Here is a 26869-nt window from a genome sequence, read left to right as displayed (position 1 = left end):
ACTCCCCCCCCTGGTGGATGCCGCCACCCTGCGCGCCGCCGGCCGCCAGCCGCCAGCCCCCTTCCGTCTTGCCCTGGCCCCGGCCTCCGGCCCGCAGGCGAGCGAACTGTGGATGCAGCGTCTGCTGCGGGTGCTGCCGGGCAAGCGGATCGTCGGAGAAGCCCGCATCGCCGGCGGTGAACTGGACGGCCGCCGGGTGCTGGCCAAGGTTTTCGTGGATGCCGGCAGCGCCCGCCATTCGCAGCGAGAGCACGAGGGCATCGCCGCCCTCGCCGCCGCCGGCATTCCCACGCCGCCGGCCCTGGGCGCGCTTGCCCTGCCGGGCGGCGGCCACGCCCTGTTCATCGAATTCCTCGACGGCGCCGACACCCTGCTGGACGCCTGGCGCGCCCTGGCCGACGGCACGCCCGGCGCAGCGAAAGCGCTGGCCCTGCTGACGCCCGCCTTCGCCCTGCTCGGCCGGGTGCACGCCGCCGGCCTCAGCCACGACGACCTGCACTTCGGCAACTTCCTGCGCCATGAAGGCCAGCTCCACCTGATAGACGGCGATGCAGTGCGCCGCCACGCCAGCCCATTGGAGGAGAGCACCGCCGCGCGCGACCTCGCCATGCTGATCGCCCAGCTGCCGCGCACCTGGGATGAAGACCTGGCGCCGCTGCTGGCCGCCTACCGCGCCAGCAACGCCGCCGCGCCCGGCGAGCAGGCGCTTGCCAGCGCGCTGGTCGCCGAGCGCGCCTGGCGCCTGCGCGACTACCTCTCCAAGGCGGGCCGCGATTGCTCGCTGTTCAAGGTGGAGAAGCGCTTCCGCCGCTTCACCGCGGTGTGGCGCGCCGCCGCCGAGCAACTGGAACCCCTGCTCGCCGATCCGGACCGGCGCATGGAAGGCGGCCGCCTGCTCAAGCGCGGCAACACCTGCACCGTGGCCCAGGTGAACATCGACGGCCGGCCGGTGGTGGTGAAGCGCTACAACCTGAAGAGCCTGCGTCACGCCCTCTCCCGGCTGTGGCGGCCCAGCCGCGGCTGGCACTCCTGGCGCGAAGGCCACCGCCTGCGCCTGTTCGGCATTCCGACGCCGGCGCCGCTGGCGCTGGTCGAGGAACGGCATGGCCCCTTGCGCGGCCGCGCCTGGCTGGTCAACGAGTTCTGCGCCGGGGTGGACCTGCTGAGCCACCTGCGGCCCACCTCCGCCCCGCCGGCCGCCGAGGCCACCGCGCTGCGCACCCTGTTCGCCACCCTGCACCGGGAGCGCATCAGCCACGGCGACCTCAAGGCCACCAACCTGCTGTGGGACGGCCGCGACATCCAGCTCATCGATCTGGACGCCATGCGCCAGCACCGCAAGCCAGCGACCTATGCCCGCGCCTGGCGCCGCGACCGCCAGCGCCTGCTGCGCAACTGGCCGGCGGACAGCGAGTTGTACCGCTGGCTGGACACGAATCTGCCACCGGCGGCCTGAGCCGGCCCGCTGCCGGCGGCGGGCGAGTTCAAATCGGGAAATCCAGGTTCGAGGGTGAAACCTGGCGGACAGGATGCCCGCCGTTTCTGCCGCGCCCGGAAGCGCCAGCCTCGGCTCGCCGCTGACAACCTCCTGGCCTGTGAGCGACGTTGGCGCAGGCCGCAGCTCAGCCCGCCGCCGCGCCCTCTTCGTGGAACTGCATCGCGTGCAGTCGGGCGTAGGCGCCGCCAGCGGCCAGCAGCTCGGCGTGGGAGCCGCGCTCGACGATGCGGCCCTGGTCCATCACCAGGATGAGATCCGCCTTCTCGATGGTGGACAGGCGGTGGGCGATCACCAGCGTGGTCCGGCCGCTCATGGCGCGGTCCAGCGCCGCCTGGATGTGGCGCTCGGACTCGGTGTCCAGCGCCGAGGTGGCTTCGTCCAGGATCAGGATGGGCGCGTCCTTCAGCAGCGCGCGGGCGATCGCCAGGCGCTGGCGCTGGCCGCCGGAAAGCATCACGCCGTTCTCGCCGATCAAGGTGTCGAAGCCCTCCGGCAAACGGTCGATGAACTCCTTGGCATACGCCGCCTCCGCCGCCGCCACGATGGCCTCGCGCGGCGTGCCGGCCAGGTCGCCGTAGGCGATGTTGTTGGCCACCGTGTCGTTGAACAGATTCACCTGCTGGCTCACCAGCGCGATGTGGCGGCGCAGGTTGCGCAGGGTGTAGTCCTGCACCGGCACGCCATCGATCAGGATGTCGCCCTGGTCGTGCTGATAGAAGCGCGGCACCAGGCTGGCCAGCGTGGACTTGCCGCTGCCCGAGCGCCCCACCAGCGCCACCATCTGCCCCGGCTCCACCTCGAAGCTCACCTCGTCCAGCACCACCCGCTCGGTGCCGGGGTAGCGGAAGCTCAGCTTGCGCACCGTCAGCCGGCCGGCAACGCGCTCGCGTGTCACCGTGCCCTTGTCCTCCTCTGGCGCTTCGTCCAGCTGCTCGAAAATGCTCTCCGCGCCGGCCACGCCCTTCTGCACGGTGGAGCTGACCTCGGAGAGCTGGCGTATGGGCTTGGGCAGCAGGCCGGCCGCGGTGATGTAGGCCACCAGGTCGCCCACGGTGGAGTCGCCGCGCAGCCACAGCACGAGGAACAGCAGCACCGCCATCGCGGTGTAGGTCACCAGCTGCAGCATGGGCGTGTAGGTGGCGCCGGTCTTCACCATCTTCAGCTGCTTGCGGGTGTTGTCCTCGCTCGCGGCCTTGAAGCGCTCCGACTCGTACTGCTCGCCACCGAAGCTGCGCACCACCCGGTAGCCCTGGATGGTCTCGGAGGCGATGTGGGTCACGTCGCCCATCGCCACCTGGATCTTCTTGCTCTGCTTGCGGAACTTGCGGCTGGCGCTGTTCACCATCACCGCGATCAGCGGCAGGATGGCGACCATCACCAGCGTCAGCCTCCAGTTCATCCACAGCAGGTAGCCGAACAGGAAGACCACGGTGAGGCCTTCGCGTATCACCACCTTGATCGCATCCGTAGCCGCGCCGGTGACCATGGTGACGTTGAAGGTGATGCGGGAGATCAGGTGGCCGGAGTTGTGGTTGTCGAAGTAGCGGTTGGGCAGCAGCAGCAGGTTGTCGAACAAGGCCAGCCGCAGGTCATGCACCAGGCCGAGCGAGACCTTGGCGAGGAAGTAGTTGCCGAGGTAGGAGCCCACGCCCTGCCAGGCGGCGATGAGCACGATCAGCAGGGGCACCGCCTGCATCAGCGGCAGCCCTTCGAGCATGGGCAGGCCGGGAAGCACCGCCTCCGGATTGTTCAGCCCGTCGACGAAGTACTTGAGGATGCCCGCCAGCATGGGCTGGGACGAGGCGAAGACGATGAAGCCGGCAATGCTGATTGCAAACTGGCCGGCGTACGGACGCACGTAACCCAGCAGACGGAGATAGATCCTGAGGGTGGACGCGACGAACGCATCTGCGGAAGGCATGGAAGAAAGCCCGAACTGCGAAACGGCGGATGCTACCACGCCCCCGTTGGCGCCACCGCGGCGCCGCCGGGATAGAATCCCGCCCCATGAGAACACAGGCTGCACTGCATAGCCTCGGATACGAGGATTACCTGAAGCTGCGCGAAGGCGCCCTCGTCATCGAAGCCGACCGCTACGGCGACAAGGTGCTGCTCCTGCCGGACGGGAGCTACATCAAGCTGTTCCGGCGCAAGCGCCTGCTGAGCTCGGCAGCCTTCTATCCCTACGTCCGCCGCTTTGCCGACAACGTCCAGGCCTTGCATGCACGGGGCATTCCCTGCCCCGACATCATCGCCCTCTACCGCATTCCCCACATCGAGCGCGACGCGGTGCACTACCGCCCCTTGGTTGGGGAGACACTGCGGCGCCTGCTGAAGCAGACCCCGCCGCCTGAGGCGGAGGCCTGCCGGCTGCGGGAGCAGATCGGCAGCTTCGTCGCCCGCCTGCACCGGCTGGGTGTCTATTTCCGCTCGCTCCATCTGGGCAATATCGTGCTCACACCCAGTGGCGAGCTGGGCCTCATCGATGTCGCCGACATGACGACCCGCCAGCGCGCGCTGGGATATCTGCTGCGCAAGCGCAATCTCAAGCATCTGCTGCGTTACCCGGAAGAGACCGCCTGGCTGTGCGCCGATGGCAAGTTTCTCACCAGCTACAACCACGCCTCGGGCTTCAAACTCTCCGCCTGAATCACCTCGATGACCCAATCCCTGCTCTACATCGTCTATGGCGCGGACACTTACCACCGCGAAGCCCTGTTCAGCATCGCCAGCGCCTGTGCCCAGCTCGCCCGCGACAGCGGCGCGGGCGAGCGCATCGACATCCAGGTCTGGACCGACCGCCCCGAGCCCTACCAAGGACTGCCTGTCGCCGTACAGGCACTGTCGCCCGAGCAGCTGCAAGCCTGGCGCGGCCCGCATGGCTATCACTTCCGCGCCAAGCACGCCGTGCTGCGGGAGGCCCTGCGCGCGGCCGAACGGGCGATCCTGATCGACACCGATACCTTCTTCCACACCTCTCCCAGCGTCCTGTTCTCCTACCTCCAGCCGGGCGCGCTGCTCTGTAACCGCATCGGCCCTGCCTACGGCGAGCGGCGGGAGGAGACGCTGTACGTCGCCCTGGCCTCCCGGCTTCAACAACGGGGCCAGGCAGACGACGGCATGCCCATGCTCAACTCCGGCGTAATAGGCCTGTGCCGGGAGGACGCCTGTCTCCTGGACCACTCGCTGGCCTTGATGGACGAGCTCTTTCCACACGCCCAGGGGGCTTACACGCTCGAAGAGTTCGTCCTTGCCGTCGCCTGCAGGACCGCGGGCCTGACCTTGAAGGACTGTGCGGACGACATCCACCATTACTGGAGCCGGAAAGCGCTTTTCCGCGCCAAGATCGACGCCTGGCTGCAGAAGCACCGGGACCGCCTGCTGAGCCCCGATGCGCTGGCGGACACCTTCCGGATCAGCAGCGAACTCCCGCGGCCACCGTCGCCAACCCGCCTGCGCATGAAGCTGATCACCTGTCTGCTGCCCCGCGCCCAGCGGCAGTTCGCCCGGGAACTGCTGTACGGCTGCTATCCCTATCCCAACGAGTTCGACCGCGCCTGCGGTCCGGTGTGGTGGGAGAAGGCGGCGATCAATCTGCGGGAGCGGGACGCGAAAGCCGCCCCGGCCGCCTGGCTGCGGAATCCTCTGCTGCGCATGCTGCTAGGCAGCAATGCCGCCAGGATCACCGCGCACCTGAAGGCGCAGGGCCTGCTGGACGCGCCCCACTAGCAAATTGAAGCAAATGCCGGCTTGTTCCTAGCGGCGCAATGGCAAACACTCGATCCACCCACGCTCAAAACAATATCCATGGATGCCAGGCTTCCCTCCCGCGGCAAGGGAATCGCTCCGCCGCCTCACCCCTTCGGCGCCCGCTGGGCGGGATGGCTGCAGGAGTACGTGCTGCCCACCGGCCTGCTGGTACTGCTGACCGGCATGCTCTGGGCGGCGGAGCGGCCGGAGTACCACACGCTGTTCTACAGCCTGGTCGCCTTTCCGGCCTTCCTGCTTCTTTTCCACCAACGCGACGCTCTGACGGCCTTGCTGCGCTCGCCGATCTTCCTCGGCTTCCTCGCCTTCTCCGCTTACGTGATGCTCAGCATCGCCTGGTCGGACACGGACAAGTCGGTGGGCTCCATGCTGAAGCGCCCGCTCTACATTGCGCTGCTGTTCTTGGCGGCCACACAACTCGCCTTGAGCAATCCGCTCCGCCTGTCGAACGTCGTCCGGCTGGCCACGGCGGTAGCCAGCATCGGCGGGCTGCTAGCGCTGTTCTTGTTCTTTAATAGTGATGAGAGTCGCCTCGACGGCTACCGAGCACTATCCAACCCAATCCTCACCGCCCATGTATTCGGTTTCTTTCTCGCAATCACGATAAGCACCCTCATTATCGAGGGCGTCGGAAGACGGCCTTGGCGAGTCTTCGCCCTACTGGTATTCATCGCGGCGATCCTGGCGACGGGCTCCCGCGGCGGCTTAGCGGCGGGCTCCGCCGCCGTGGTAACAGCAAGCGCCCTCTGGCCCAATCGTCGAGGCGCCGTCGCGTGTGCCATCCTGGTGGTCGGAACCCTTGCTATCGTCCTTGTGGCACCCGAGGTGATAACTCAACGAGGCCTTTCGCTGCGCCCGCAGATCTGGGAGCAAGCCCTGAGCGAAATCCGGCAACGCCCCTGGCTAGGTTACGGCTATGACTCATATATCATGCTAACAGTGCCTGGAGTCACAGAGCGCTTTCCGGATACCCACAACATGCTGCTGGCCGTGCTGCGCCAGGAGGGCATCATCGGACTCGCCCTGTGGCTGGGCATGCACTTCGCCGCAGCCTGGAGCGCCTGGCGCTACCGGCGGCACCCGGCGGTGGTGGTCTGTGCGGTGGCCCTTGCGTCGGGCTTTACCGCCAGCCTGACGGAGGGGATTTCCTACCTTTCCCGCCCCAAGGAGCACTGGTTCCTCATCTGGATTCCCTTGTCCTTGCTTGCTGCGGCCTGCATCGAAGCCCGGCGGAACGAGCAGGCGGAAGGAGCGGAACCAGTTCGGCGAGGGTAAGGCCAGGCGTCAGGCGCCGCCGCGGCCCCTGGCCGTGGAAAGGCACGCCCGGGGGGACCGGCTCAGGGGGCCCGCGAGAACAGGTAGCGCACTACGCCGCGCACCGTCTTGAGCGTCCAGCCACGCAGCGGCAATTGCCCCAGCAGTTCGCGCGCAAGCGCCTTGTCCCTGCCGGCGGCCTTGAGGAACAGCGAGTTCAGCAGGCGGCTGCGTACCGCGTCGTAGGCCGGGTGGGCGGCATACTCGCCGTAGGTGCGCAACAAGCTGTCACTCATGAAACGCAGGTTCTTGTAGGTGTTGGTGGCGTGCTTGCGATATTGCGCCATCAGCACCGGAATACGGTCGATGTAATAGCCGGCGGCGGTCAGCTTGAGCCAGATATAGACATCCTCGAGTCGAATATCGGGGTTGAAGCCGCCGACCTTCTCCAGCGCCTCCTTGCGGAACATGAGGGTAGCAGTCGGCGGGATGGGCTTGCGCTGGAGAAAAACGTCGTCGAAATCAATGTGCTGGGGGCCGAGATCGCGCTGCTTCTGCTCTGCATCCGGGTAGGGGCTGCCATCGGCATGGATGAACTCGATGTTGCCTCCGCACAGCCCTACCTCCGGCTTGTCGGCCATGTAGGCGACCTGCACGGCGATGCGCGTGGGCAGCATGATGTCATCCGAACCGAAAGGCGCGACGTATATGCCCTGGGCACGCGCGATTGCGTCGTTCAGCGTGCGAGTGAGCCCTTGATTGCGCTGCTCACGGAAATCGAAGCCGTGCTTCGCCTGCAGGCCCCGGATGCGCGAGACGCTGTCGTCGGTGGAGCCATCGTCCACCACCAGCAGTTCGATCGGCGAGTAGGTCTGGTTAAGCACGCTCTCGATCGCGGCTTCGATGTAGGGTCCGTGGTTATACGAGGCGATGATCACCGTTACCAGCGGACCGGCCTTGTCCTGAACATTCATGTCACCACCCCAGCCTCAGTCTCAGGGCCTCCAGCCAGCCTGGCGGCTGGGCCGGACGCAATGCGGGTTGCAGCGCCTGGGCAACGCGCTCACCGATACGTTCGAAGCTGTAGTCCCGCTCCACCAGGGCCTGCCCAGCCGCAGCAATCCGCGAGGCCAGCGCCGGATCGTTTCGCAAGCGGGCGAGTTTCTCCCGGAGTTCCGCCACCGAGCGGTAAAGGACGAGGTTCTCCATGTCTGCGAAGCCCAGGGCGGCATTCTCCTCGTTCCCCTGATCGTAGGCGCACAGCACGCAACCGCAGGCCATGGCCTCGAAATTCTTGATCATGTATTCGCCCATGCCCACGTCCGCGCTGACGAAAAAACGGATGCGGTTCAGCATGGCCAGGTAATCGTCGCCCGAATTTGTCCTCACCGCCTGCAGCGGCTCGCAGCGGCCGATCTCCTCGAGCATGGCTTTGCGCTCCTTGTAGATCCCGCTCTTGGTGCTGCCGACGAAACCCAGCTCGATGTCGCGCTCGCCACCGAGGTTGCCTAACAACTCCTGGTCGTAGCCCTTGGGCACGAATACCGCATCCACCCCTTCCGCCTGCAGTTTCCGGCTCACCCCGAAGCCGGAGCAGATCACCCGGGCGGCCGGCAGCCGACGGTAATGACGGCTGAACTTGCCGCGGTACTTGCAGGGGAAGTAGTTCTGCCAGGCGTCATGCTCCAGGATCACCAGGTTCGGCACGCTCCGGATGAACGCGGCCTGTCGCATCTCCTTCTTGAAGCGGAGAAAGAACAGGATGCGCTGGTAGCGCGACGTCTCCACCTTTTCGGCGAAATACCGGCGCAGGTCGGCCTGCTCGTCGTCGTCGAGCCAGCGCAATTCGCAGTCACAGTGGGCGGCCACACTGTCGTACAGGCGGTCCAGAATGACGCGCTGCTCCTTTTGCAGCAGGAAGAGAACTCTCATCTTTGCTCAGATCGGGTCAAGCGGAGCGAAGCCACTGGTACTCACCTGCCAGGCGGGCAGGCTCGCCACTTGGGGATAAGCCGCGATGTCGGCCGCCGGAATGCGTTTCCATTCGTCCCCCTTCCACATCAGGAAATGGACGTAAGGGAAACGGCGTTCGCCATCGCGGTCATTGGTCAGCAGGCCCTCGCGCCAGAACCAGCGCTGCGGGTAATTGCGCGAGCCATCCACCCACGGCAACTTGGCGTTCGGCGTGCTGTAAGACTCAATGAACTCTGCGCGGCGGAACCACGGGTTCCACTGCGCGGCGATGCGGGCCAGCAGGCGCGGCCAGTTCTTGCGTCGGATGAATATCCGGCTGAAAGCGCCTTCGTCGAACCCCAGATGCTCAGGCGCACTCAGGCGCACCTGCCAATCGGGCACGCGGAAGAACAACTCGCGCATTTCCGGGGAATTGCGCACCAGGCAGCAATGGCCGGAAATGCGCCGTTCATGAGTGGAAAATAGGTCCTTGCGCGCCAGCCGCCCAGCGGTGAAGTACGCACGCAGATCCCCCAGGATCAGGTCGAGATCACCGAAGGCCCAGAAATCGTAGCCGGCCAGTTCCTCCCGATGGATGTAGCCGAGCGCGGGCTTGAGATCACACAGCTTGTAGGGGCTGGATGGCGCGAAGGGAATACCGAGGGCACCAGCCACCCGGGCGCAATAATCTGCGTAGCTGACGGAGACGACGCGCACATTGGGCGGCAGTGCATCCAGTTCGCCGCAGTCGGAGAACAGCAGCCAGTCCACCGTGGAGTTCGCCCGGCAGCTGGCCAGGAAGAACGGCATCCAGAACGGCCAGCGGCCAAAGTACGGGATGACGAAGCAAATCGACGGGTCGCGGGTACTCATGCGTGATTCGTATGGCCGAGCACCGCTCGCACCATCGGGAGAGCAAAGAAGCGGCTGCGGGCTGCCTCATCCGAAAAGGCAGTGCGCACCCGCGCCAGGGCGGCCTGTGTTGCAGCCCGGCGCTGTTCCGGCTGCCATGCAGCCTGCTGGAGCAATAGCGCGGCAAGGGCTGCATCGTCTCCCAGCGGAAACAGGGCACCGCACTCCCCGACGACTTCCGGCGCCCCGCCACAATGGGTGGCGATCACCGGCACCTCCGCCGCCATCGCCTCCAGCAGGACCATGCCGAAGGGCTCATGGTCGGAGCTCAGGGCGAACAGGTCGAACGCGGGGAAAGCTCTCCAGGCTTCCGGGACCTGGCCGAGGAAGCGGACCTGCTCTGCGATCCCCAGCTCGGCAGCCTGCGCCTTGAGCTTCTGTTCCAGCCGCCCCTTGCCGAGGATGGCCAGCAGCGCGCCGGCCGGGAGCGCACTCCGGGCGCGGGCGAAGGCGCGCAGCAGGGTCGCCTGGTCCTTGTCGGGGTGCAGGCGGCCTACGTTGCCGATCACGAGGGCCTCCTGCGGCAGGCCGAGGCGCGCTCGCGCCGCTGCGCGAGGCAGCAGCCCACCGCGCACCGCATCGACATCAATGCGGTTGTGCAGAGTCTCGATGCGGTCCGCCGGCCAGGCGGGCACGCCGCGGCGGATGTCATCGCGGATGGCGTCCGAGACGCCCAGCAGTCCCAGCCGTTTGTGGAACCAGCGGGCAAACAGCTTGTGCGTCAGGCGCTCGTAGTCGCCGAAGGCGTGATGCACACCTATGATCGGCAGCGAAGTGCCCCAACAGGCGATGTGGATGGGCTTGAAGCGATGGGCGAGGATCAGCCGCACGTCGCGCGCGGCGACGATCTCGCGCAGCCGGCGCATCGCGTCGAGCTTGAGGCCGCGCACGTCGCGGCCGTCGTAGTCCAGGAAGATCACCTCGTCCGAGGCGGACTGCGCCGCCACCGCCTCATCCGGCGGATCCGTCAGGTAGACGGTGGTGACCTTGTACGGCGTGTCGCGGAACAGCACCGCGTACTGCCGCGCCACATCGGCGAAAGGACCGTAGTGGCAGTGGCAGAACTGCAGGATGCGGGGACCAGCCAGATCGCTCACGCCAGGCCCAGTGCAACGTCGGCGCCGTCCTTGACCACCAGGATGTCTTCCATGATCAGGTACTGCAGGTCGGAGCCGAAGAACATGTTCAGCGCGTCCGTCGGCGAACAGATCATCGGCTCGCCGCGGCGGTTGAGCGAGGTGTTCAGCGCCACGCCGTTGCCGGTCAGCTTCTCGAGCTCGACCATCAGATCGTAGTAGCGGGGATTGAACTCGCGCCGCAGCACCTGGGCACGGGCGGTGCCGTCCTCGTGCACCACTTCCGGCACGCGGTTCTTCCACTCTTCGGCGACTTCGAAGGTGAAGGTCATGAAGGGCGAGGGATGTTCGGTCTGCAGCATCTGCGGCCCCACCGTATCCAGCATGCTGGGGCAGAAGGGCCGCCAGCGCTCGCGGAACTTGATCTGTTCGTTGATGCGGTCCGCCACGCCCGGCGCGCTCGGGCAGCCGAGGATCGAACGCCCGCCCAGCGCACGCGGGCCGAACTCCATCCGCCCCTGGAACCAGGCGACCGGCTGGCCGGCGGCGAGGATGCGGGCGATGCGCTCAGGCACCGCCTCTATCCTCTGCCACACCGGCCGCGCCGCATGCTTGGCGCAAGCGGCGATCACTTCCTCGTTGGTGTAGCTGGGGCCGAGATACACATGCTCCATCTTCTCGACCGGCACCCCGCGCCCATGGGACACATAGGAAGCCGCGCCGACCGCCGTCCCGGAGTCGCCGGAGGCTGGCTGCACGAACAGCTCCTTCACTTCCGGCCGGGCGATGATCTTCTGGTTGAGCTTGACGTTGAGCGCCCCGCCGCCGGCGAAGGCCAGCTTGCCGGTCTCGCGCAGGATGTCGCCGAGGTAGTAATCCATCATCTGCAGCGCGAGATCCTCGAACAGCTTCTGGATGCTGGCCGCGTAATGGATGTAGGGATCGTCGGCGATGTCGCCCTCGCGCTTGGGGCCCAGCCAGTCGATGAGCTTGGGTGAGAAATAGTAGCCCTTGCCGTTCTCCTTGTAGCGGCGGAAGCCGATCACGTTGGCGTAGTCGGTGTTGATCACCAACTCGCCGTTCTCGAACTTGGCCAGGCGGGAAAAATCGTATTTCTCCGCATCGCCGTAGGGCGCCATGCCCATCACCTTGTATTCGCCGTCGAGCATGTCGAAGCCGAGAAACTCGGTCAGCGCACCATACAGGCCACCGAGCGAATCCGGATCGTAGAACTCCTTGATCTTGTGGATCTTGCCGTTCTCGCCCCAGCCGAAAAAGGTGGTGGCGTACTCGCCCTTGCCGTCGATGCCCATGATCGCCGTCTTCTGCTTGAAAGCGGAGCAGTGGTAGGCACTGGAAGCGTGAGCAAGGTGGTGCTCGACCGGCACCAGTTCTACCTTCTTCAGATCGAAACCCAACTGCTGCAGGCACCACTGGATGCGTCTGCGATAGCGGTAGAAGCGGCGATTGCCCATCAGGATCGCATCCAGCCCCCGGTCCGGCGCGTACCAATAGCGCTTCGCGTAATGCCAGCGGGCCTTGTCGGCCAGACTGATCGGCGCAAAGGGGATCGCCACGATGTCGACGTCCTTGGGCTTGATTCCCGCGAAATCCAGGCAGAAGCGCGCCGACTCGTAGGGCATCCGGTTCTTCGCGTGCTTGTCGCGCACAAAGCGCTCCTCCTCCGCCGCGGCGACCAGCTTGCCGTCGATGTAGAGCGCTGCGGAAGGATCGTGGGTCAGGGCGCCGGAAAGGCCGAGAACGGTTAGGGACAAAGGCAAACCTCGTCAGGGGACAGCAGCCGTATAAGGCCGATAAATCAACAGGTGAAGCGGCGGATTATACCCCGCCCAGCGAAGCGTCTCCGTCAGCGGCGGGTGCTACAATCGCGCCGCTCTAGCAAATCGCCCCCCTTTCAAATGCCCCTCTCTCCGCGACGTACCACCCACCCTCAATTGGATGTGGACGCTGTACTTTGCATCAGCCTTCGCCACCGGGAAGACAGACGGGCGATGATCCTGGATGAGTTCCGCAAAAGCGGGCTGGAGATTGAATTCGTGCTGGTGGACAAGGACGAGGAAGACGCCCAGCGGGGCTGCTTCCACTCCCACCAGCGCTGCGCCCGCATCGTGGTCGAACGCAACTACAAAAACGCTCTGGTGCTGGAAGATGACGCCACGCTGGAGGCGTTTCCGCCCAAGACGATTTCCCGCCTCAACCGCTTCCTCCGCACGCGGCATCCCGAGTTACTGCACCTCGGCGTAATCCTCGGCAAGCTGTGGCTGACGTGGACACCGGGTATCGCACGCTGCCGCGCCGCTGGCGCCCATGCCTACATCATTTCCCGCGCTGCCAGCGAAAAGCTGCTGCATTACCGCTTCGAAGGCATAGGCATCGATACGCTATACCGACGCCAGTTCAAGCAGTACTGCGCCTTCCCCATGCTCTCCAGCCAGCAGCCCCGGCACATCGCAGGAAGCGACATCGAATCCGCGCGGGAGAAGGTCACGCTGGAGGAGAAAGGCGTCTCGCGCGAAGGTCCCGGCATGAACTGGCACGCCAACCGACGCAAACAGTACAGGCTGGCGGTAGCCAATCTGTGGAAGACAGCGCTCCGCCTGCAGCAGTAAGCGCGAAATGTCTCGGCCGGCAAAAAAGGCCTCGACCTCTGCCGATGGATCGCCTTTTCCCTAGGGCTTTCCATAGCGCCCTGCGCTCAGTACCGGGTGGCCAGAAAATGCCGAGCGGTGGCCTCCAGTTCCTCGTCAACAGTGCGTGGCGGCTTCCAACCGAGGATTCTGCGCGCCGCAGACGCGTCTACCTGCAAGGAATCCAGCAAGCGCCCCGCCACTTCCGCCTTTCCGATCGCTCGGAAGCAGCCCGCCAGAACAACCGGGGGCACGGGGAGAAGGCGCGCAGGACGCCCCAGAGCCCGCCCCAAACGCAGCAGCAACTCGGTAGTGGAGATATCTTCCCCATCCGCAGCGAGAAAGGTCCGCCCTTCTGCCGCAGGATGCGTGGCGCAAAGGCATAACAGGTCCGCCAGGTTCGTCAGCCCGACGAATGAGCGCCTGTTCTCAATACAGCCCAGTGGCAGCGGAACCCCTCGCGCCACCCAGTTCATCATGCGTTCGAAATTCGCCTTGACACCCGGGCCATAGACCAAGGGCGGCCTTACGACAGTCACGCTCATGCCGCTGCCGGCAGCCAGCGCCCGCACGCCCACCTCCGCCTCATGCTTGGAAATACTGTACGGCTCTTCCGGTGCCGCCGGGTCATCCTCGATGAATGGCCGCCCCGGCATGGATCTCTCACCATTAACCTTGATGGAACTGACGAGTACGAATTGCTTAACCCCTGCCTCCACCGCTTGCTGAGCCAAGCGCAGGGTTCCCTCCACGTTGACGGCACGAAACTCAGCGAGGGGGTCTGGACTGGCATCATTCATCACATGCACGCGGGCGGCAGCATGTATGACAGCATGCGCCCCACGGAGCGCCTCAGACCAATCCGCATCGGCAGTAAGGGCAGGTCCTCGCACAACACCGAGTTCGGGGCGATCACGGGTCGACAGTGCCAGGACCTCCCGCCCCCGCGCCCTCAATTGCGATGCAACCTCCCTCCCGATGAAACCACTTCCGCCGGTGAGAACAACACCACCAGGGATTTGCCAATGACCGTCGTTAATAAATCACCTCGGATGGCGTGTTTGCGAACCGCCCGGCTTCAAGCTCGAGACCCGGATCCCTTTTGGCCAACCGGCATCTCTCCCCACCCCCGAGCCACGACAGTCCAGCCCCTCAAACTCGGGTGACCTCAAGCACGAATCCGGTCACCGCGAGATCTAAAGCACCGGTAAAACATCGCGATACAACTGCGCGTATTCCCTGCCCAAAGCCTCGGCCGAAAAAAAGCGGAGATAACGCTCCCGGGCCGCCTCTCCCATGGATTTGGCCAAACCGGGATCCCTCAGTATCAGATTCATCGCTTCAGCCAATGCCCGTGGGCTCTCGGGCGGAACGACGACCCCGGTCTTGCCCCCCTCGTTGACAAATGAGGTGCCCGTACCGATATCGCAGGAAACAAGTGGCTTGCCATATATTGAAGCCTCTACGAGAACCATCCCGAAAGCTTCGGAACGCAAATGAGAGGGCAGGACAAGTGCGAGGCATCCATTGAGTAGGGCCACCTTCTCTTCATCCGTCACTTGCCCGACGAAACAAACGTTCTTTACTCCCCTCACTTCCGCCAGTTGGCGCAGTGCCTCCTCTTCAGGCCCTGAACCAGCAACGACGATCCGGGCATCAACCTCAGCCGCCGCCTCGATGAGGTAGTGCAAGCCCTTGTAATACCGCAATACCCCAATGAAAAGGAAGAACGGCCGACCATCATCAAGCCCCCGCCGGCGCATCAATGCGTCAGCAGAACCTGCGGGGTAATGGTTCTCCGATATTCCCAAAGGAATGACCCTTACCAGGGGCCTGATCATGGGATGAGTCAATACTTCACTGGTCCTGGCGTAAGACGGCGACGTTGCGACTATCGCTGACATGGACTTCAGCATGCGCATCATCAATGGCCGATACATCATGCCCAGCATCTTCTGGCGAACGACATCGGAGTGATAAGTCATCACTGCCGGCGTCGAGCAGCAACTCATCAAATGCAGGACGTCGCCGAATGGCCAAGGAAAATGAAAATGAACTACATCGGCACTTTCCGCCAAGACACGAAAGCGTATGAAGGCATCCCTTCCACCCAGATCGCAGGACGCCGGCGCAGCCCAAGACCGACAACGAACGATCAAGGCCTCTGGACTGCTTATCTCCCGAGGCGAAGGATGGGGGGAGAGCGCGAAAACGGTGCTCTCGCACCCCAAGGGTCTCACCGCCAGACAAATCTGGCGAATTGCCTCCTGCAGTCCCCCCTGCGGATCAGGGAAATATGTGCGATAGACATGAAGAACCGAGATCCGGCGTTTACTCATGAAAAAAGGACAACCTTCCACACTCGGCAGATAACTAACTACGAAGACAGGATCGGCTCAGGGAATACTCGGACTCAATTGCCCGGCAAAACCCGCAGAGTTCAATAACAGGCCCGACCATTCAACCGAACAAAGACTTGAACCATACGGAATAAGGCTGATATAGCCACCACTTCAGAGGGACCCGGCCGTAATACCTTGCCACGACTTCCATGGCTTCCGCGTAATGCTTCCGCCTGTTCCTTCTGGTCTTTGTCTCCCTATGCTCACGATTTACCGCCACATATGAGTCGACGAAGCCCAACGCACCAAAGCTCTTGTACAGACGCCACCAGAAATCGTAATCCATCGCCATATGCAGGCGGGCATCTACCCCGCCGATTGCCTCCCATGCCGAACGACGGATCAACGTAGCGGGCTGGGAGATGATGCAGCGCATTGCCAATCTTCTCTCGGAGAATCGTTCCACCCAGACGGGTGAGCGCTTTCCCGACTCCTCGACGACGTTCCATGCCCGGCCGTAAACCGCAGGGACATCCGGCCGGGACTGGATCTCCGCTAGCAACCGTTCAAGACCGCCGGGTACAAACCAATCATCACTATTCAGCCAGCAGACAAAAGGAGCTCTGCCCATCGCAATGGCTTCGTTGATGGCGGCCGCCTGCCCTTCATCCCGGCGGCTACGCCAGCCCTTGAGTCGCACCTCCCAATTCCGAATGACCTCGACCGAGCCGTCGGTCGACCCCCCATCCACGACAAACACCTCTACGGGAACGTTTTCCCGAAAGATCGAAGCCAGGGCCTCATCTAGAAAACGCCCCTGATTGTACGAAGGTACCGCAACGGTAATGAGTGGCTCGCACATCGTCTATCAAGCGCCAGAGTCGGCCAGGAAGTCGGCGTACGCCAGCCCCATTCCTTCACGTAACCCCGTTCTTGCCGACCACCCCAACGCTGTCAAACGCGAGACATCCAGAAGTTTGCGGGGAGTACCGTCCGGTTTGCTTGTGTCGAAGGTAATCTCCCCCTGAAATCCCACAACCTCCGCCACGACCACGGCCAGTTCGCGAATCGTCAGATCCTCTCCCATGCCGACATTAATCAGCGGCGGCATGAATACTCCCGTCTTCGACTCATCACTTCCGAGCAGGACGTCAAACCGATCATCCGGCAAGCCCATAAGATGAACACATGCGTCCGCCATGTCATCGCTATACAGGAATTCGCGCCTTGGAGTGCCCGAGCCCCAGACGGTGACCGAAGGTGATCCGGCAATCTTGGCCTCATGAAACTTGCGGATCAGCGCGGGAATGACGTGAGAATTCTGTGGGTGGTAATTGTCTCCCGGGCCATACAGATTCGTGGGCATCACAGCCACGAAGCGAGTGCCGTACTGACGGTTGTAACTCCAGCACATCTCGATGCCGGCAATCTTGGCCAAGGCATAAGGACGATTCGTCGGCTCCAGCGGAGCCGTCAGCAAATACTCTTCCCTCAAGGGCTGCGGCGCCAGCTTTGGATAAATGCAGGAAGAGCCCAGAAAAAGCAGACGCCTGACCTTCACTCTCCAGGCCGAATGAATGACATTCATCTGTATAGCGAGATTATCCCGAATGAACTGCCCCGGATAAGTATCGTTGGCCAAGATACCTCCAACCTTGGCGGCAGCCAGAATCACAAATTCCGGGCGCTCCTCCTGGAAAAAGGCCTCTACAGCGGCCTGATCCGTCAGGTCCAACTCCGCGTGCGTTCGCGTCAGCAGGTTGTGATAGCCCTTTTCCTGGAGATTCCGCATCAACGCCGTTCCGACCAGGCCCCGATGCCCTGCCAAATAGATTTTCGCGTCTGGCTTCATGAGATCACTTTTCAATTAAATATGAGCGAGCACCAAGCAATGGTTTATTCGTGATAATCCATTGCCTTGTAGCCATGACGCTTGACCAACTCATCCCGCTCGGCCGCCTTCAGATCTTCGCGCACCATCTCACTGACAAGTGATTCGAATGAAGTCCTTGGCGTCCAACCCAGTTTCTCTTTCGCTTTACTCGGATCACCGAGCAGAGTCTCGACCTCGGTCGGACGGAAATAGCGCGGATCCACCTGGACAATGCAACGCCCTTCCCTGTCATAGGCCTTCTCGTCAGCACCCAGCCCCTTCCAGCACACCGAAAGGCCTAGTTCCCGCGCTGCTGCATCAACGAAATCACGCACCGAATACTGCACACCGGTCGCAATTACAAAGTCCTCGGGCTTATCCTGCTGCAGCATTAGCCACTGCATTTCCACATAATCCCGGGCATGCCCCCAATCCCGCTTGGCATCGAGGTTGCCGAGATAAAGACAATCTTGCAGGCCCAATTTGATCCGCGCCAGTGCTCTCGTAATCTTGCGCGTCACAAAAGTCTCGCCCCGGATCGGCGATTCATGATTGAACAAGATGCCGTTGCACGCGTACATGCCGTAGGCTTCCCGATAATTGACGGTAATCCAGTATGCGTAGAGCTTGGCCACTGCATACGGGCTGCGAGGATAAAAAGGCGTAGTCTCGCGCTGGGGAGTTTCCTGTACCAATCCGTATAGCTCCGAGGTCGAGGCCTGATAGAAACGAGCGGTTTTCTCTAGGCCGAGAATCCGGATTGCCTCCAGAATGCGTAAAGCCCCCAATGCGTCAGAGTTGGCCGTGTACTCGGGCTCCTCGAAACTCACCGCCACGTGGCTCTGCGCCGCAAGATTGTAGATCTCGTCTGGTTGGACTTGCTGAATGATGCGAATCAGGCTCGATGAGTCGGTCAAATCGCCATGGTGCAGAATGAATCGCCGATCCTGCTCATGCGGATCCTGATAGAGGTGATCTATGCGGTCCGTGTTAAACAGGGAGGTGCGGCGTTTTATTCCATGCACCTCATACCCTTTGCCGAGAAGGAATTCGGCAAGATAAGCCCCATCCTGTCCGGTGACCCCAGTGATCAATGCCTTTCTCATTTCAGCTCAATCCTTTTCGATAAATTCTTTTCGAACTCAGCATCCGCAACCCGATGGGCCCACAGATAGCGCCCATGGCGCAACAATCGCCTCACCGGCCCAGCGGACAAGCCTCCGAACCGAAGGCGCAGAGCTGCCATTTCCCTTACACCGCGAGCCATAAAACTCGCCTGCGATTTCTGGTCTCCGTGCACTCTGAACACGCCGAGCAAGTCAGGGGTATGCCGAAACACAGCCCCTGCATCAAGGAAACGCAGGATCAACTCCCAATCCATCGCAAAATGCATCTGCTCATCGAACCGTGCTCCAGCCCGTTCCCAGACGCGGCGGCGCCAGAACATAGACTCCTGGGGCACATAATCTACGTAGCGCAGCAAGTCCCCGTCATGCCCGGGAAGTATCCAACGGCCAATCTCCCGCCCCTCGTCATCGACGATCAGCCGGTTGCCGTAAACCACATCCACTTCAGGGTGGTCCCGAAAATAGGCACCGACACGGTGGAGCATGCCGGGAAGGAGCAGATCATCTGAATTCAGATAGCCCATGACCTCACCAGAGGCCTTGGCGAATCCGCGGTTGAGCGCATCAGCTTGACCAGAATCGCGTTCGATACTTATCGTCACTCCGCGCCCGTCGTTGCCACGTATGACTTCGACGCTACCGTCGGTAGAACAGGCGTCTTGCACAAAATACTCCAGGTCCGGATAGCCCTGACCCAGCACGCTCTCCAAGGTCTTGCCCACAAACCGGACCTGATTGAAGGAAGGCGTAACCAGGGAAATGCGAGGCATCGGCCCACCTTCACCGGGAAGCGCGATCTCGGCAATCGACATAGGCTTCGGCGAATACTGGTGCAATCGCCCAAGGCGAATACCGAGGAACCGGCGGGCCGCGCCTCCAAGGCCCCAGGCCGACAATTGAGCCCTCACTGATGCAGTCCACCGGTCAGTTCGGAATATAGGGCGGCATAGCGCGCACTCATTACATCCAGACTGTATTCCGCCACTGCCTTCGCGCGGGCAGCATTGCGTAGTACCTCCGGCTGCGGATGTGACAATATCCAACGGATCCCGCGTGCCAGATCTTCCGGGTCGAAAGCCTTCGCCAACCAGCCGTCTACCTGATGCGTCACCATGTCCGGCAGCCCGTTTGCGTCAAACGCAACGCACGGAGTTCCACAGGCCATGGCCTCCGCAACTGTGTTTGGCAGATTGTCCTCTCGGGACGGGCACAGGAATACATCAGCAGCTGAGTACATCAGCGCCAAGCTGACGTCGTCACTCAAACTCCCCAATGAGCGAACGGCCAGATTAGGGTTCGTGGTGAGGGCAAGTTGGCCCTCACCGAAGGTCAGCAGCGTGCAAGGAAACTCGATCTTTGCCAGCGCGGCTGCAAGCAGGTCCCCACCTTTGCGACGATCGGTCAGCCACTGAGCCCCGAACAGCAGCACAGGATGCGCCGCATCTATGCCAAGGAAAGTTTTAGCGGCAGCCTTGTCCAATGGGCAAAACACATCAGTATCCAACCCGTTGGGAATGATCTCGATGCGCCGACCTGCAAACAAGCTGCTCCTGCGCGCGAGTTCAGCAAGCCAACGACTTGGCGCCACAACGGTAAGGTTAAGCTCCCCATATGCCTTTTGCTTGCGCAACCAGATCTCGCGCGAGAGATCATCGTCGCGCTCGCTGCCCAGCTGTGGACAGCGGCCACAACGCGACTGAAAGCCGCCGCAATCCCCGGTGTAATGACAGCCGCCGGTAAACGCCCAAGTATCGTGCAGTGTCCATACCACGGGGGCTCTTATTCGGCCCAGATCCTCGACGCGCAGCAGGCTCGACGCCAGCCAATGCAGGTGCACGAGGCGCGGGCGAAAACGGGACAACGGCACGCGCAGAGGGTTGATCCACTTGGCCGGCGTAAATGTTACCGGCAGGCGTTGTGGGTAACGCGCCATCGGGATGCGGTCGAGTGAAGCGAATCGCACGGCCAGCACCCCCTTCAACGACCAGTGATAACGCCCTACGACGTCAGCACGGAGATCATCCTTTACAAGGGTCAAATACCGAGCCCCCGGACGTCCGCGGCTGACCCCCAGGAAAGTTCGCCAAGCGGCGCGTGCAGCGCCCCCGCTTTTCTGCATCGTGTTGACGAGGAGGATGTCGACATCCTGCACAGGTCGAAATAGAAAACGCCGCACCCGAGCAGCAACGCGTGCCGCGATATGAAAGGAATGACGTACGAAACTACGCGATTTACGCAGAACAACTCGCGGCGTCAACGGCTCAGGCTCTGGAGGCGGAGGACAGAAGGCTTGATAGAACGCAGCGGCCAGTTCCGGCTCCACAGGATCAGCCCGACAGAAATCACTCGGGATGAAAGCCTCATCCAGACTATCGTGCTGCCGACGCGGATCAACACCACAATGTACCCCGCTGTTATCGAGGCCGATGTTACTCACCAGCGACTTCACCGGGTAAATGCAGCGCATGTCGTTGGCAAAATGCGCGTGGCAGAAGCGGATCGCCCAAGAGTCGATCCTTCCCTGATGCTGATGCATCAGCATCTGTGTCATGTCGGGACCACCCCGGTTGAAACGTGCCTGTTGCTCCCTATCAGCCATGAAGGCGTCGATATAGCCCATATCCCAATCGATACGTGCCCAGCGGTCCCGCCAAGTCGCCCAGCCCCAGGAGCAGCAGCGATACGAAGCATAGGTATCGTGACGATAACGCATGGGGATTGCCATCGTTCTCGCCGGAAACTGGTAGCCGCCGATGGAGAATGCCTTTGGATCATCGGCGTAGTAGTCCAGCGCGTCGTTCATGTACTGCAGGAAGTGCCGACTAGTGACCAGGTCATCCTCGAGAACGATGACCCTTCCGTGTGCATCGAGCAATTCGGTAACACCGGCAATCACCGACCTTGCCAGTCCCATGTTCCGCTCACGCTCGACCACGCGTACCGATGCGAAGCCCGTGACCCCTGCCAGCACCTCCCGCACCTCACGCACAGCCGAAGCGGCAGCGTCATCCTTTGGCGCATCGGAGAAGATAACGAGGTCGGACTGCGCAGCAAGCGTGTTACGCGCCAGCGCCTCCAGCGTTGCACGCGTATGACTCGGGCGGTTATATGCAAAAAGGACAATAGGTGCGGTCATTACTTTTACTGCAATTAATGATCTTGAGACGGATTCAAGAATATAAACAACCGGATTGACGTCCACCGATACGATTTCCAGCATCTCATACCGTCGAACTCAACCCGTACTCCCGAGAACAAACCTGCTGTCCCTCGGCCGGCCTTGGCAGCATTACCACCAACTCCTACAAGCAGGAATCACCCCGATATATAAGGGTTTCTCGGTAGATCAACGACATCCCAGCCCTCTGCAACGAAGCGCTGCGCCGTCCCCGCATCGAATCGATCCAGTAAGAATCCGGCCATGATGAGATTGGAGTCAGCCACTCCTCTACGGCACAATTCATCCTTACCGCGAATCACAGAAATTAATTCGCGAAACACTGCGGAGCGCACCTCGTCAGCCGGCTCGAACTCGCAACCTTTCACATAATGATCATTGAGCCCCTTCACCACGACCTGGGGCAGATTCAAGCCAAGCGCAATTTTCTCGACCTCGCGGCGGGAGATCGCGTACACGAAATTTCCACTACTCTCCCAGTCCGGCGGATTGTATTTAACCGTGGGCCGCCTATCGTCGCCAGTTCTCCTCCCAGCAACGCCGCTCTTCATCAACCTCAGACCGGCCATGATTCTTGCTCTGATCCCCAGCCGGGTCGCCTGCATTTCGGGAAATACAAAATCATATGTATCGTTAGGCTCAATAATGAAAACGCCCTTCCTCGCCACACGGAGCATCTCGTAAAGCGCAACATAGGGGCGTGGAAAGTGGTGCAGCGACTCCTTGCAGAAAACATAATCGAAGGATCGGTCCAGAAAGCTCAACTTCTCCGCGTTCTCTACTGCATAGGTGTCAATCAGGCCTTTTTCTTTTGCACGCCTCAGTAGTGCTTCGCTGATATCCGTCGCCAATACGGAGGTATATCCCTTCTTGCGCAGGCGGAAGGCATCAAGCCCCCAACGACCGTCGCCAACCGTTAGCCAAGTTGCCTCCAGACCGCTACCCGACAACAACTCCGCACATTCATACGCACGAGCATGCCTCCAGTAATCTGCCGTTGATTCGTCAAACCACGATTCAGAGATGCGAATGCGATCAGCATCGATAAGATCATTCTCGAAGTGCTTGGCATGGCGCGCGTAATGTTTCTCTACAAAGCTCTCGTCGCTCATGTCGACATCCCCCGACGCACCAAAGTCATATTGCTTCCCTCAACAGCGACACACCTCATTCCCGCATCGAGCAGCATTTGTACATGAGTACGAATACGTTCGCCGGCACCGTTATCCTGCGGACTGTGAGCCTCGTCGAACTCGATCAACAGCATTCGTGGGAGTAGGTCTGAAGCAGCAAGATCACGGATCACCGAGTATTCCGCGCCTTCGATATCCATCTTCAACAGATCCAGACAGTCATCACCCTGCTGGGCCATGACCGTGGCCAACCTGTGACACTGCGCGGTAAAAAAGTCCTCAGTCTTCTGCAGGTTGACGGTTGAGCAAGAAACATGCGTCGGATTCTTGGGCATGTAAAACTTCAACTCCACGTCCTTGTCCGCCAATCCAATAGGAAGGAAGGAAAAACGCTCCAGTTGTTCCGGCACGAGATCGTAGAAATCAGTCGCACTGTTGTTGACCGGGAAGCGACGTCCGGCATTCACCGCCTCGACAAGTTGGCCGAAATGTGCAATCGCACGCGGCGTCGGATCGACGATACGGACACGACATCCGAATTGTCGGACCAGCGCACAGTCAAAACTAATGTCCTCCCCTGCGCCGGCAAGGTAACAGATGCTGTTCCCGTCCAGACCGGCATCGGCGGGAATGATCCAGCCACCGTAAGCCGTCCCGAGTCGGAGCAGGGCCTCCGCCGCGAGCAGATCTTTATGATTGACATGCGCGAGCAAAGGCGAGCCGTCCGTCTGCATCACGGGGCGCGCAACGCGCCGCTGCAAGAACGCAGAGATTTTATTCAAGTAACTCTTCACGAATCCCTCATTTCAAGCAGTCATGTAGAAAGCCCTCGAGCCGCCCGGCAAGCTCGGTCAGGCTAAAATCGGAGCAGTAGCGGGAAAAGCATGCTTCAGGGACAGGCTTATCCATTACGCACGCAAGCCCAGCGAGCATTGCATGGGCGTCGTCTTCATCCACGCCAAGGCCGATACCGTAGCGGGTGACGCGCTCACCAAGCAGGTAGCGATCGCTCACCAGAACAGGCTTACGAAAATGGGCGGCCTTGCCCGGCATATTGCTACTGATGCTGAACCGACGATACACCGCAAAGACGACGTCGCAGGTACTGATGACTTCATTGAATACCCGCTCGTCCGGGAGATATTCGGCATGCAGCAGGAGGTTTTCCGGCGGCGCAGCCAGCGCCGCATCCAATGCCGCAACATCCTCGACCGTCAACGTCCCCCGGTGGATCTCGCCGACCTGGACGAAGAACCACCGGCCTGGATCGGCAAGCCGGATCAACTCGAACCAACGGGCCAGATTCTTCTGCCCACCGATCGACCCGCCGAGAAACACAATCTTGCGGCCCCTCGCCCTCCGGTGTATCTCCCGAACGAACACAGTGGAGTCCGTGGGTAAGGCCGTCTCGGTAATATCCGGTAGATATCCGAAGACTTTGTCCGGTAATTCATTCGAATAAGCCGCCCGCACTCGCTCATCAAGGATGCACATCCCCCGCCAGGACGGAAGCTGATACCAGGGCTCCTCAGGCATCGCAGGCGGCACGAAGCGGATGCCCGCCCAGCGCAGCGTATTGATCGCGGCAAATTCGTCCCATCGCGGCCGGCTGGTGCGATAGGTGTCCATGTACATGTTGAACACCAGTGCCGGCTTCGCCCTCGCTTTCCTAAGCGCCGCGTGAACTCGACGTGCCATGTCCACCGGGCACGCCATGTAGGATTCAGGATCCTCGACTGCCAGAGAATGGCTGGTCAAATACCGGCGCCGATAACGCGTATAGGCATAGTACGAGGCGCGAAACAGGAAGGGCACCACTGCCTGGCACATACGCCGTTTCCAGTACTCTCCGAACGACAGGCCTGAGGTCGTCTCGCTACCGGCACGGTGGTAGAAATATCGATCACCAAGGCGATCCCAACGCTGCCAGGCTCCGCGAAGATAGGTACGCATGCGCGGCTGGTGCGCATTCCAGTCAAGAAGCTGAAGCCCGGGGGAGTTTGCCAGCCCTTTCTGATCAAGGCGTTCCATCAATGCGCCCGTGTCCGGAGTCAGCGCCAGAACCTTCCAACCTTTCTCCAGCATCAAAGCGACGAACATCGCATTCCAGGAATCGAGATGCCCATGCCCCGATACCGGGTTGTAGATCAGCACAGCCTGTCGCTTGGTCAGCATGACAGGACAACCTTGCGATACCACATTTCAAGGAGAACTAGCTTGTAGGCGAAGAACAGACCCGGCCATCCTGCCTTCGACATGGTCGAAAGCGCGTATTCCACGCTGGCACCATTGACGATGCCCTCCCGAACCAGTTCGCCATCGCGCAATATATCGCCATAGGCGGCAATCACCCCCGCGAGCCACTCCTGCACCGGCGGCTGGAATCCGGCTTTTGGCCTGGCCAAGACCTCATCGGGCAGCACGCCCTTCAGCGCCGCACGCAACCAGGTTTTCTGTCCGAACTCGTGATCGGGCGTGTGCGCCCGCAGCGCCATGACCCGCTCGATCAGCGAGACGTCTAGAAAGGGCAGTCGCGCCTCCACGCCAACACCCATGCTCACGCGATCACCGAGAGCAACCGCGTTGGAGACCATCCAGGTGTCGAACAACATGCGGATGACCGCCGCCGGAATCGCGTCGTGGCTGCGCAACCCAATATCGGTCGGCCGGAAGGGATTATCCGGCGATAGGCTACGCATCGCTTCACCGTAGACGGTCTGCTTCAGACTGAAAGCCATCGGGAAATTGCTTTCCGCCATGTAAAAGCGCAGTTGCTCCTTCGGACTACGAGCATCGCCTAGGTCGCGCAGCAGGCTGGCCCAGCGGCGAAGAACGCCAGGTACGCGCGGATGTGTAGCGAATTGATGCAGACGATGCTGTGCATAGGGCAACCCGGCCCAACCCGCCAGCGTGCGCAAGGACGGCCGCTGGGCCAGCATCTGGTTGGTCGCCGCAGTCTGGGTTACCCAGTGATACCCCCAGAAAACCTCATCACCGCCAATGCCCGTAAGCAGTACCTTGATACCCTGTTCAGCCGCCGCCTTGGGCACCGAGTAGTGGCCGAAAGCGGCCGGATCGGCAATTGGCTCATCCATGACGCGTACCAGATCCGGAAAGAAGCCGACAAACCCCTCAACGGGTAGCTCTACCTCGTGAACGATCATGCCCAACGACTCGGCAAGCGCACGCGCCTGGTCGCGTTCATCATACGGGGGGCGTCCCGGGTAGCCGACACAAAACGCATGCATGGGCTCCGAGTAATGCCGCTGCGCCAGGGCGGCGATCGCCCCTGAGTCGATACCGCCCGACAACGCTACGGCCACCGGCACGTCGGCACGCAGCGTCATCTTGACCGCATCCTCCAGACCTTCCCGAATGCTTGCGAGGATACCCGGCGTATCCACGGGAAGCGACCCGCCGTACGACGTACTCTCGACATTCCAATAGCGCTGCGGCTCGGCATGCCAGTCCGCAGCGAACAATGTCAGCGTGTGCGCGGCAGGGAGTTTACGTACGCCCGCCAGCAAGGTAAACGGCTCAGGCACGTACTGATAGTGCAGGTACATGTCGACCACTGCAGGATCAAGTGTCGGTCGGCCACGAAGTAGCGGCACTAGCGCCTTTAGCTCGGATGCGAACGCCAGACGCTCTCCATCCCAGTGGTAGAACAAGGGCTTCTCGCCGCAGCGATCGCGGGCAAGGAAGAGCGCCTTTTTGACGTTGTCCCAGAGCGCAAATGCGAACATCCCTCTGAAGCGCGTGACACAATCGGCTCCCCACGCTTTGTAAGCAGCAAGAAGCACTTCAGTGTCCGAGTGCGTGACGAATCGCTCTCCTATCAGTTCAAGTTCGGTGCGCAACTCCGGATAGTTGTAGATTTCGCCATTGAAGGTTACGACGCAAGAACCGTCTGCACCTAACATGGGCTGCCGCCCGCCATCACTCAGGTCGATTATGGCCAAGCGCGTATGCCCGAACTGCACATGATCATTGCTGAAGGCGCCGCTACCATCCGGGCCGCGGTGCTCCAGATTGGCGAGATCGGTGGCGGTAAAAACAGGATACCGCCCGGGAGCACGATGAAAGACGCCGATAATGCCGCACATA

The 26869-nt window shown here is 61.7% G+C and carries 22 protein-coding genes; 5 read left to right on the top strand and 17 right to left on the bottom strand.

Features of this window, described 5'->3' with window-relative positions; all coding sequences use genetic code 11:
- Positions 1-1456 (top strand): lipopolysaccharide kinase InaA family protein (locus tag GRF61_RS05455; protein ID WP_348982349.1); only part of this gene is annotated, 1456 nt, incomplete at its 5' end.
- Between the two features lie 166 nt (positions 1457-1622).
- Here GRF61_RS05455 and msbA read toward each other — a convergent pair.
- A complete protein-coding gene (gene msbA, locus GRF61_RS05450) occupies positions 1623-3419 on the bottom strand; it encodes a lipid A export permease/ATP-binding protein MsbA (protein WP_169149688.1) in 1797 nt (598 codons plus the stop codon).
- A gap of 86 nt (positions 3420-3505) precedes the next feature.
- Here msbA and GRF61_RS05445 point away from each other — a divergent pair, with 86 nt between their 5' ends.
- The 3 genes from GRF61_RS05445 (at position 3506) to GRF61_RS05435 (ending at position 6541) form a co-directional block, all read left to right on the top strand.
- A complete protein-coding gene (locus GRF61_RS05445; RefSeq protein ID WP_169149687.1) occupies positions 3506-4147 on the top strand; it encodes a lipopolysaccharide kinase InaA family protein in 642 nt (213 codons plus the stop codon).
- A gap of 9 nt (positions 4148-4156) precedes the next feature.
- Complete coding sequence (locus GRF61_RS05440; protein ID WP_211165759.1) at positions 4157-5227, top strand: hypothetical protein; 1071 nt, start codon at positions 4157-4159, stop codon at positions 5225-5227.
- Positions 5228-5305: 78 nt separating this feature from the next.
- Complete coding sequence (locus GRF61_RS05435) at positions 5306-6541, top strand: O-antigen ligase family protein (RefSeq protein WP_169149686.1); 1236 nt, start codon at positions 5306-5308, stop codon at positions 6539-6541.
- A 62-nt stretch (positions 6542-6603) separates the two neighbouring features.
- Here GRF61_RS05435 and GRF61_RS05430 read toward each other — a convergent pair whose 3' ends face one another.
- The 5 genes from GRF61_RS05430 to GRF61_RS05410 are packed head-to-tail and all read right to left on the bottom strand — an operon-like array spanning position 6604 to position 12236.
- The gene (locus GRF61_RS05430) at positions 6604-7494 is read right to left on the bottom strand and encodes a glycosyltransferase (RefSeq protein WP_133590631.1); all 891 of its coding nucleotides are present in this window, start codon (positions 7492-7494) and stop codon (positions 6604-6606) included.
- Position 7495: 1 nt separating this feature from the next.
- The gene (locus tag GRF61_RS05425) at positions 7496-8452 is read right to left on the bottom strand and encodes a glycosyltransferase (protein WP_169149685.1); all 957 of its coding nucleotides are present in this window, start codon (positions 8450-8452) and stop codon (positions 7496-7498) included.
- Between the two features lie 6 nt (positions 8453-8458).
- On the bottom strand, positions 8459-9346 hold the full coding sequence (locus GRF61_RS05420) for a DUF6625 family protein (RefSeq protein WP_169149684.1): 888 nt from the start codon (positions 9344-9346) through the stop codon (positions 8459-8461).
- Positions 9343-10482, bottom strand: a complete 1140-nt coding sequence (locus GRF61_RS05415) for a glycosyltransferase (RefSeq protein WP_169149683.1) — start codon at positions 10480-10482, stop codon at positions 9343-9345. The genes GRF61_RS05420 and GRF61_RS05415 overlap by 4 nt, the downstream gene beginning before the upstream one ends.
- Positions 10479-12236, bottom strand: coding sequence for a carbamoyltransferase (locus tag GRF61_RS05410; protein WP_169149682.1), 1758 nt, complete (start codon positions 12234-12236; stop codon positions 10479-10481). Before GRF61_RS05410 ends, GRF61_RS05415 begins: the two co-directional genes overlap by 4 nt.
- A gap of 237 nt (positions 12237-12473) precedes the next feature.
- Here GRF61_RS05410 and GRF61_RS05405 point away from each other — a divergent pair, with 237 nt between their 5' ends.
- Positions 12474-13091, top strand: a complete 618-nt coding sequence (locus GRF61_RS05405; RefSeq protein ID WP_162851706.1) for a glycosyltransferase family 25 protein — start codon at positions 12474-12476, stop codon at positions 13089-13091.
- 86 nt (positions 13092-13177) lie between these two features.
- Here GRF61_RS05405 and GRF61_RS05400 read toward each other — a convergent pair whose 3' ends face one another.
- The 11 genes from GRF61_RS05400 to asnB form a co-directional block, all read right to left on the bottom strand.
- Entirely contained in the window at positions 13178-14128 is a 951-nt protein-coding gene (locus GRF61_RS05400) for an NAD-dependent epimerase/dehydratase family protein (RefSeq protein WP_169149694.1), read from the bottom strand.
- A gap of 177 nt (positions 14129-14305) precedes the next feature.
- Positions 14306-15448, bottom strand: coding sequence for a glycosyltransferase (locus tag GRF61_RS05395; RefSeq protein WP_169149681.1), 1143 nt, complete (start codon positions 15446-15448; stop codon positions 14306-14308).
- Positions 15449-15569: 121 nt separating this feature from the next.
- Positions 15570-16313, bottom strand: a complete 744-nt coding sequence (locus GRF61_RS05390) for a glycosyltransferase family 2 protein (protein WP_169149680.1) — start codon at positions 16311-16313, stop codon at positions 15570-15572.
- Between the two features lie 6 nt (positions 16314-16319).
- Positions 16320-17303 carry a GDP-L-fucose synthase gene (locus tag GRF61_RS05385; RefSeq protein WP_169149679.1) on the bottom strand — a complete coding sequence of 328 codons (984 nt, stop codon included), beginning with the start codon at positions 17301-17303 and terminating at the stop codon, positions 16320-16322.
- A 44-nt stretch (positions 17304-17347) separates the two neighbouring features.
- Positions 17348-18430 (bottom strand): GDP-mannose 4,6-dehydratase, encoded by a 1083-nt coding sequence (gene gmd, locus GRF61_RS05380; RefSeq protein ID WP_169149678.1) that lies wholly within the window; start codon positions 18428-18430, stop codon positions 17348-17350.
- Positions 18427-19263 carry a glycosyltransferase family 2 protein gene (locus GRF61_RS05375; protein WP_211165758.1) on the bottom strand — a complete coding sequence of 279 codons (837 nt, stop codon included), beginning with the start codon at positions 19261-19263 and terminating at the stop codon, positions 18427-18429. The genes gmd and GRF61_RS05375 overlap by 4 nt, the downstream gene beginning before the upstream one ends.
- Before the next feature lie 92 nt (positions 19264-19355).
- Positions 19356-21671: a glycosyltransferase gene (locus tag GRF61_RS05370; protein WP_169149676.1), complete on the bottom strand. Its 2316-nt coding sequence runs from the start codon at positions 21669-21671 to the stop codon at positions 19356-19358.
- A 95-nt stretch (positions 21672-21766) separates the two neighbouring features.
- Positions 21767-22741 carry a class I SAM-dependent methyltransferase gene (locus GRF61_RS05365; RefSeq protein WP_169149675.1) on the bottom strand — a complete coding sequence of 325 codons (975 nt, stop codon included), beginning with the start codon at positions 22739-22741 and terminating at the stop codon, positions 21767-21769.
- Positions 22738-23556 carry an FkbM family methyltransferase gene (locus GRF61_RS25165; protein WP_169149674.1) on the bottom strand — a complete coding sequence of 273 codons (819 nt, stop codon included), beginning with the start codon at positions 23554-23556 and terminating at the stop codon, positions 22738-22740. The genes GRF61_RS05365 and GRF61_RS25165 overlap by 4 nt, the downstream gene beginning before the upstream one ends.
- 7 nt (positions 23557-23563) lie before the next feature.
- Positions 23564-24937 (bottom strand): hypothetical protein, encoded by a 1374-nt coding sequence (locus GRF61_RS05355; protein WP_169149673.1) that lies wholly within the window; start codon positions 24935-24937, stop codon positions 23564-23566.
- A complete protein-coding gene (gene asnB / locus GRF61_RS05350) occupies positions 24931-26868 on the bottom strand; it encodes an asparagine synthase (glutamine-hydrolyzing) (protein WP_169149672.1) in 1938 nt (645 codons plus the stop codon). The genes GRF61_RS05355 and asnB overlap by 7 nt, the downstream gene beginning before the upstream one ends.
- Between the last annotated feature and the right edge of the window lies 1 nt (position 26869).

Source organism: Azoarcus sp. TTM-91 (assembly GCF_012911025.1).
Classification (GTDB): domain Bacteria; phylum Pseudomonadota; class Gammaproteobacteria; order Burkholderiales; family Rhodocyclaceae; genus Azoarcus.
This window is presented reverse-complemented; position numbering and strand designations above follow the sequence as displayed.

Excerpts from the sequence above, each read along its gene's own strand:
- GRF61_RS05370 (WP_169149676.1), bottom strand. The coding sequence starts at position 21,671 with ATGCTGGAAATCGTATCGGTGGACGTCAATCCGGTTGTTTATATTCTT.
- GRF61_RS05390 (WP_169149680.1), bottom strand. The coding sequence starts at position 16,313 with ATGTGCGAGCCACTCATTACCGTTGCGGTACCTTCGTACAATCAGGGG.
- msbA (WP_169149688.1), bottom strand. The coding sequence starts at position 3,419 with ATGCCTTCCGCAGATGCGTTCGTCGCGTCCACCCTCAGGATCTATCTC.
- GRF61_RS05425 (WP_169149685.1), bottom strand. The coding sequence starts at position 8,452 with ATGAGAGTTCTCTTCCTGCTGCAAAAGGAGCAGCGCGTCATTCTGGAC.
- gmd (WP_169149678.1), bottom strand. The coding sequence starts at position 18,430 with ATGAGAAAGGCATTGATCACTGGGGTCACCGGACAGGATGGGGCTTAT.
- GRF61_RS05355 (WP_169149673.1), bottom strand. The coding sequence starts at position 24,937 with ATGCTGACCAAGCGACAGGCTGTGCTGATCTACAACCCGGTATCGGGG.
- GRF61_RS05405 (WP_162851706.1), top strand. The coding sequence starts at position 12,474 with ATGATCCTGGATGAGTTCCGCAAAAGCGGGCTGGAGATTGAATTCGTG.
- GRF61_RS05435 (WP_169149686.1), top strand. The coding sequence starts at position 5,306 with ATGGATGCCAGGCTTCCCTCCCGCGGCAAGGGAATCGCTCCGCCGCCT.
- GRF61_RS05385 (WP_169149679.1), bottom strand. The coding sequence starts at position 17,303 with ATGAAGCCAGACGCGAAAATCTATTTGGCAGGGCATCGGGGCCTGGTC.
- GRF61_RS05395 (WP_169149681.1), bottom strand. The coding sequence starts at position 15,448 with ATGAGTAAACGCCGGATCTCGGTTCTTCATGTCTATCGCACATATTTC.
- GRF61_RS05375 (WP_211165758.1), bottom strand. The coding sequence starts at position 19,263 with ATGTCGATTGCCGAGATCGCGCTTCCCGGTGAAGGTGGGCCGATGCCT.
- GRF61_RS05445 (WP_169149687.1), top strand. The coding sequence starts at position 3,506 with ATGAGAACACAGGCTGCACTGCATAGCCTCGGATACGAGGATTACCTG.
- asnB (WP_169149672.1), bottom strand. The coding sequence starts at position 26,868 with ATGTGCGGCATTATCGGCGTCTTTCATCGTGCTCCCGGGCGGTATCCT.
- GRF61_RS05420 (WP_169149684.1), bottom strand. The coding sequence starts at position 9,346 with ATGAGTACCCGCGACCCGTCGATTTGCTTCGTCATCCCGTACTTTGGC.
- GRF61_RS05365 (WP_169149675.1), bottom strand. The coding sequence starts at position 22,741 with ATGAGCGACGAGAGCTTTGTAGAGAAACATTACGCGCGCCATGCCAAG.
- GRF61_RS05440 (WP_211165759.1), top strand. The coding sequence starts at position 4,157 with ATGACCCAATCCCTGCTCTACATCGTCTATGGCGCGGACACTTACCAC.
- GRF61_RS05430 (WP_133590631.1), bottom strand. The coding sequence starts at position 7,494 with ATGAATGTTCAGGACAAGGCCGGTCCGCTGGTAACGGTGATCATCGCC.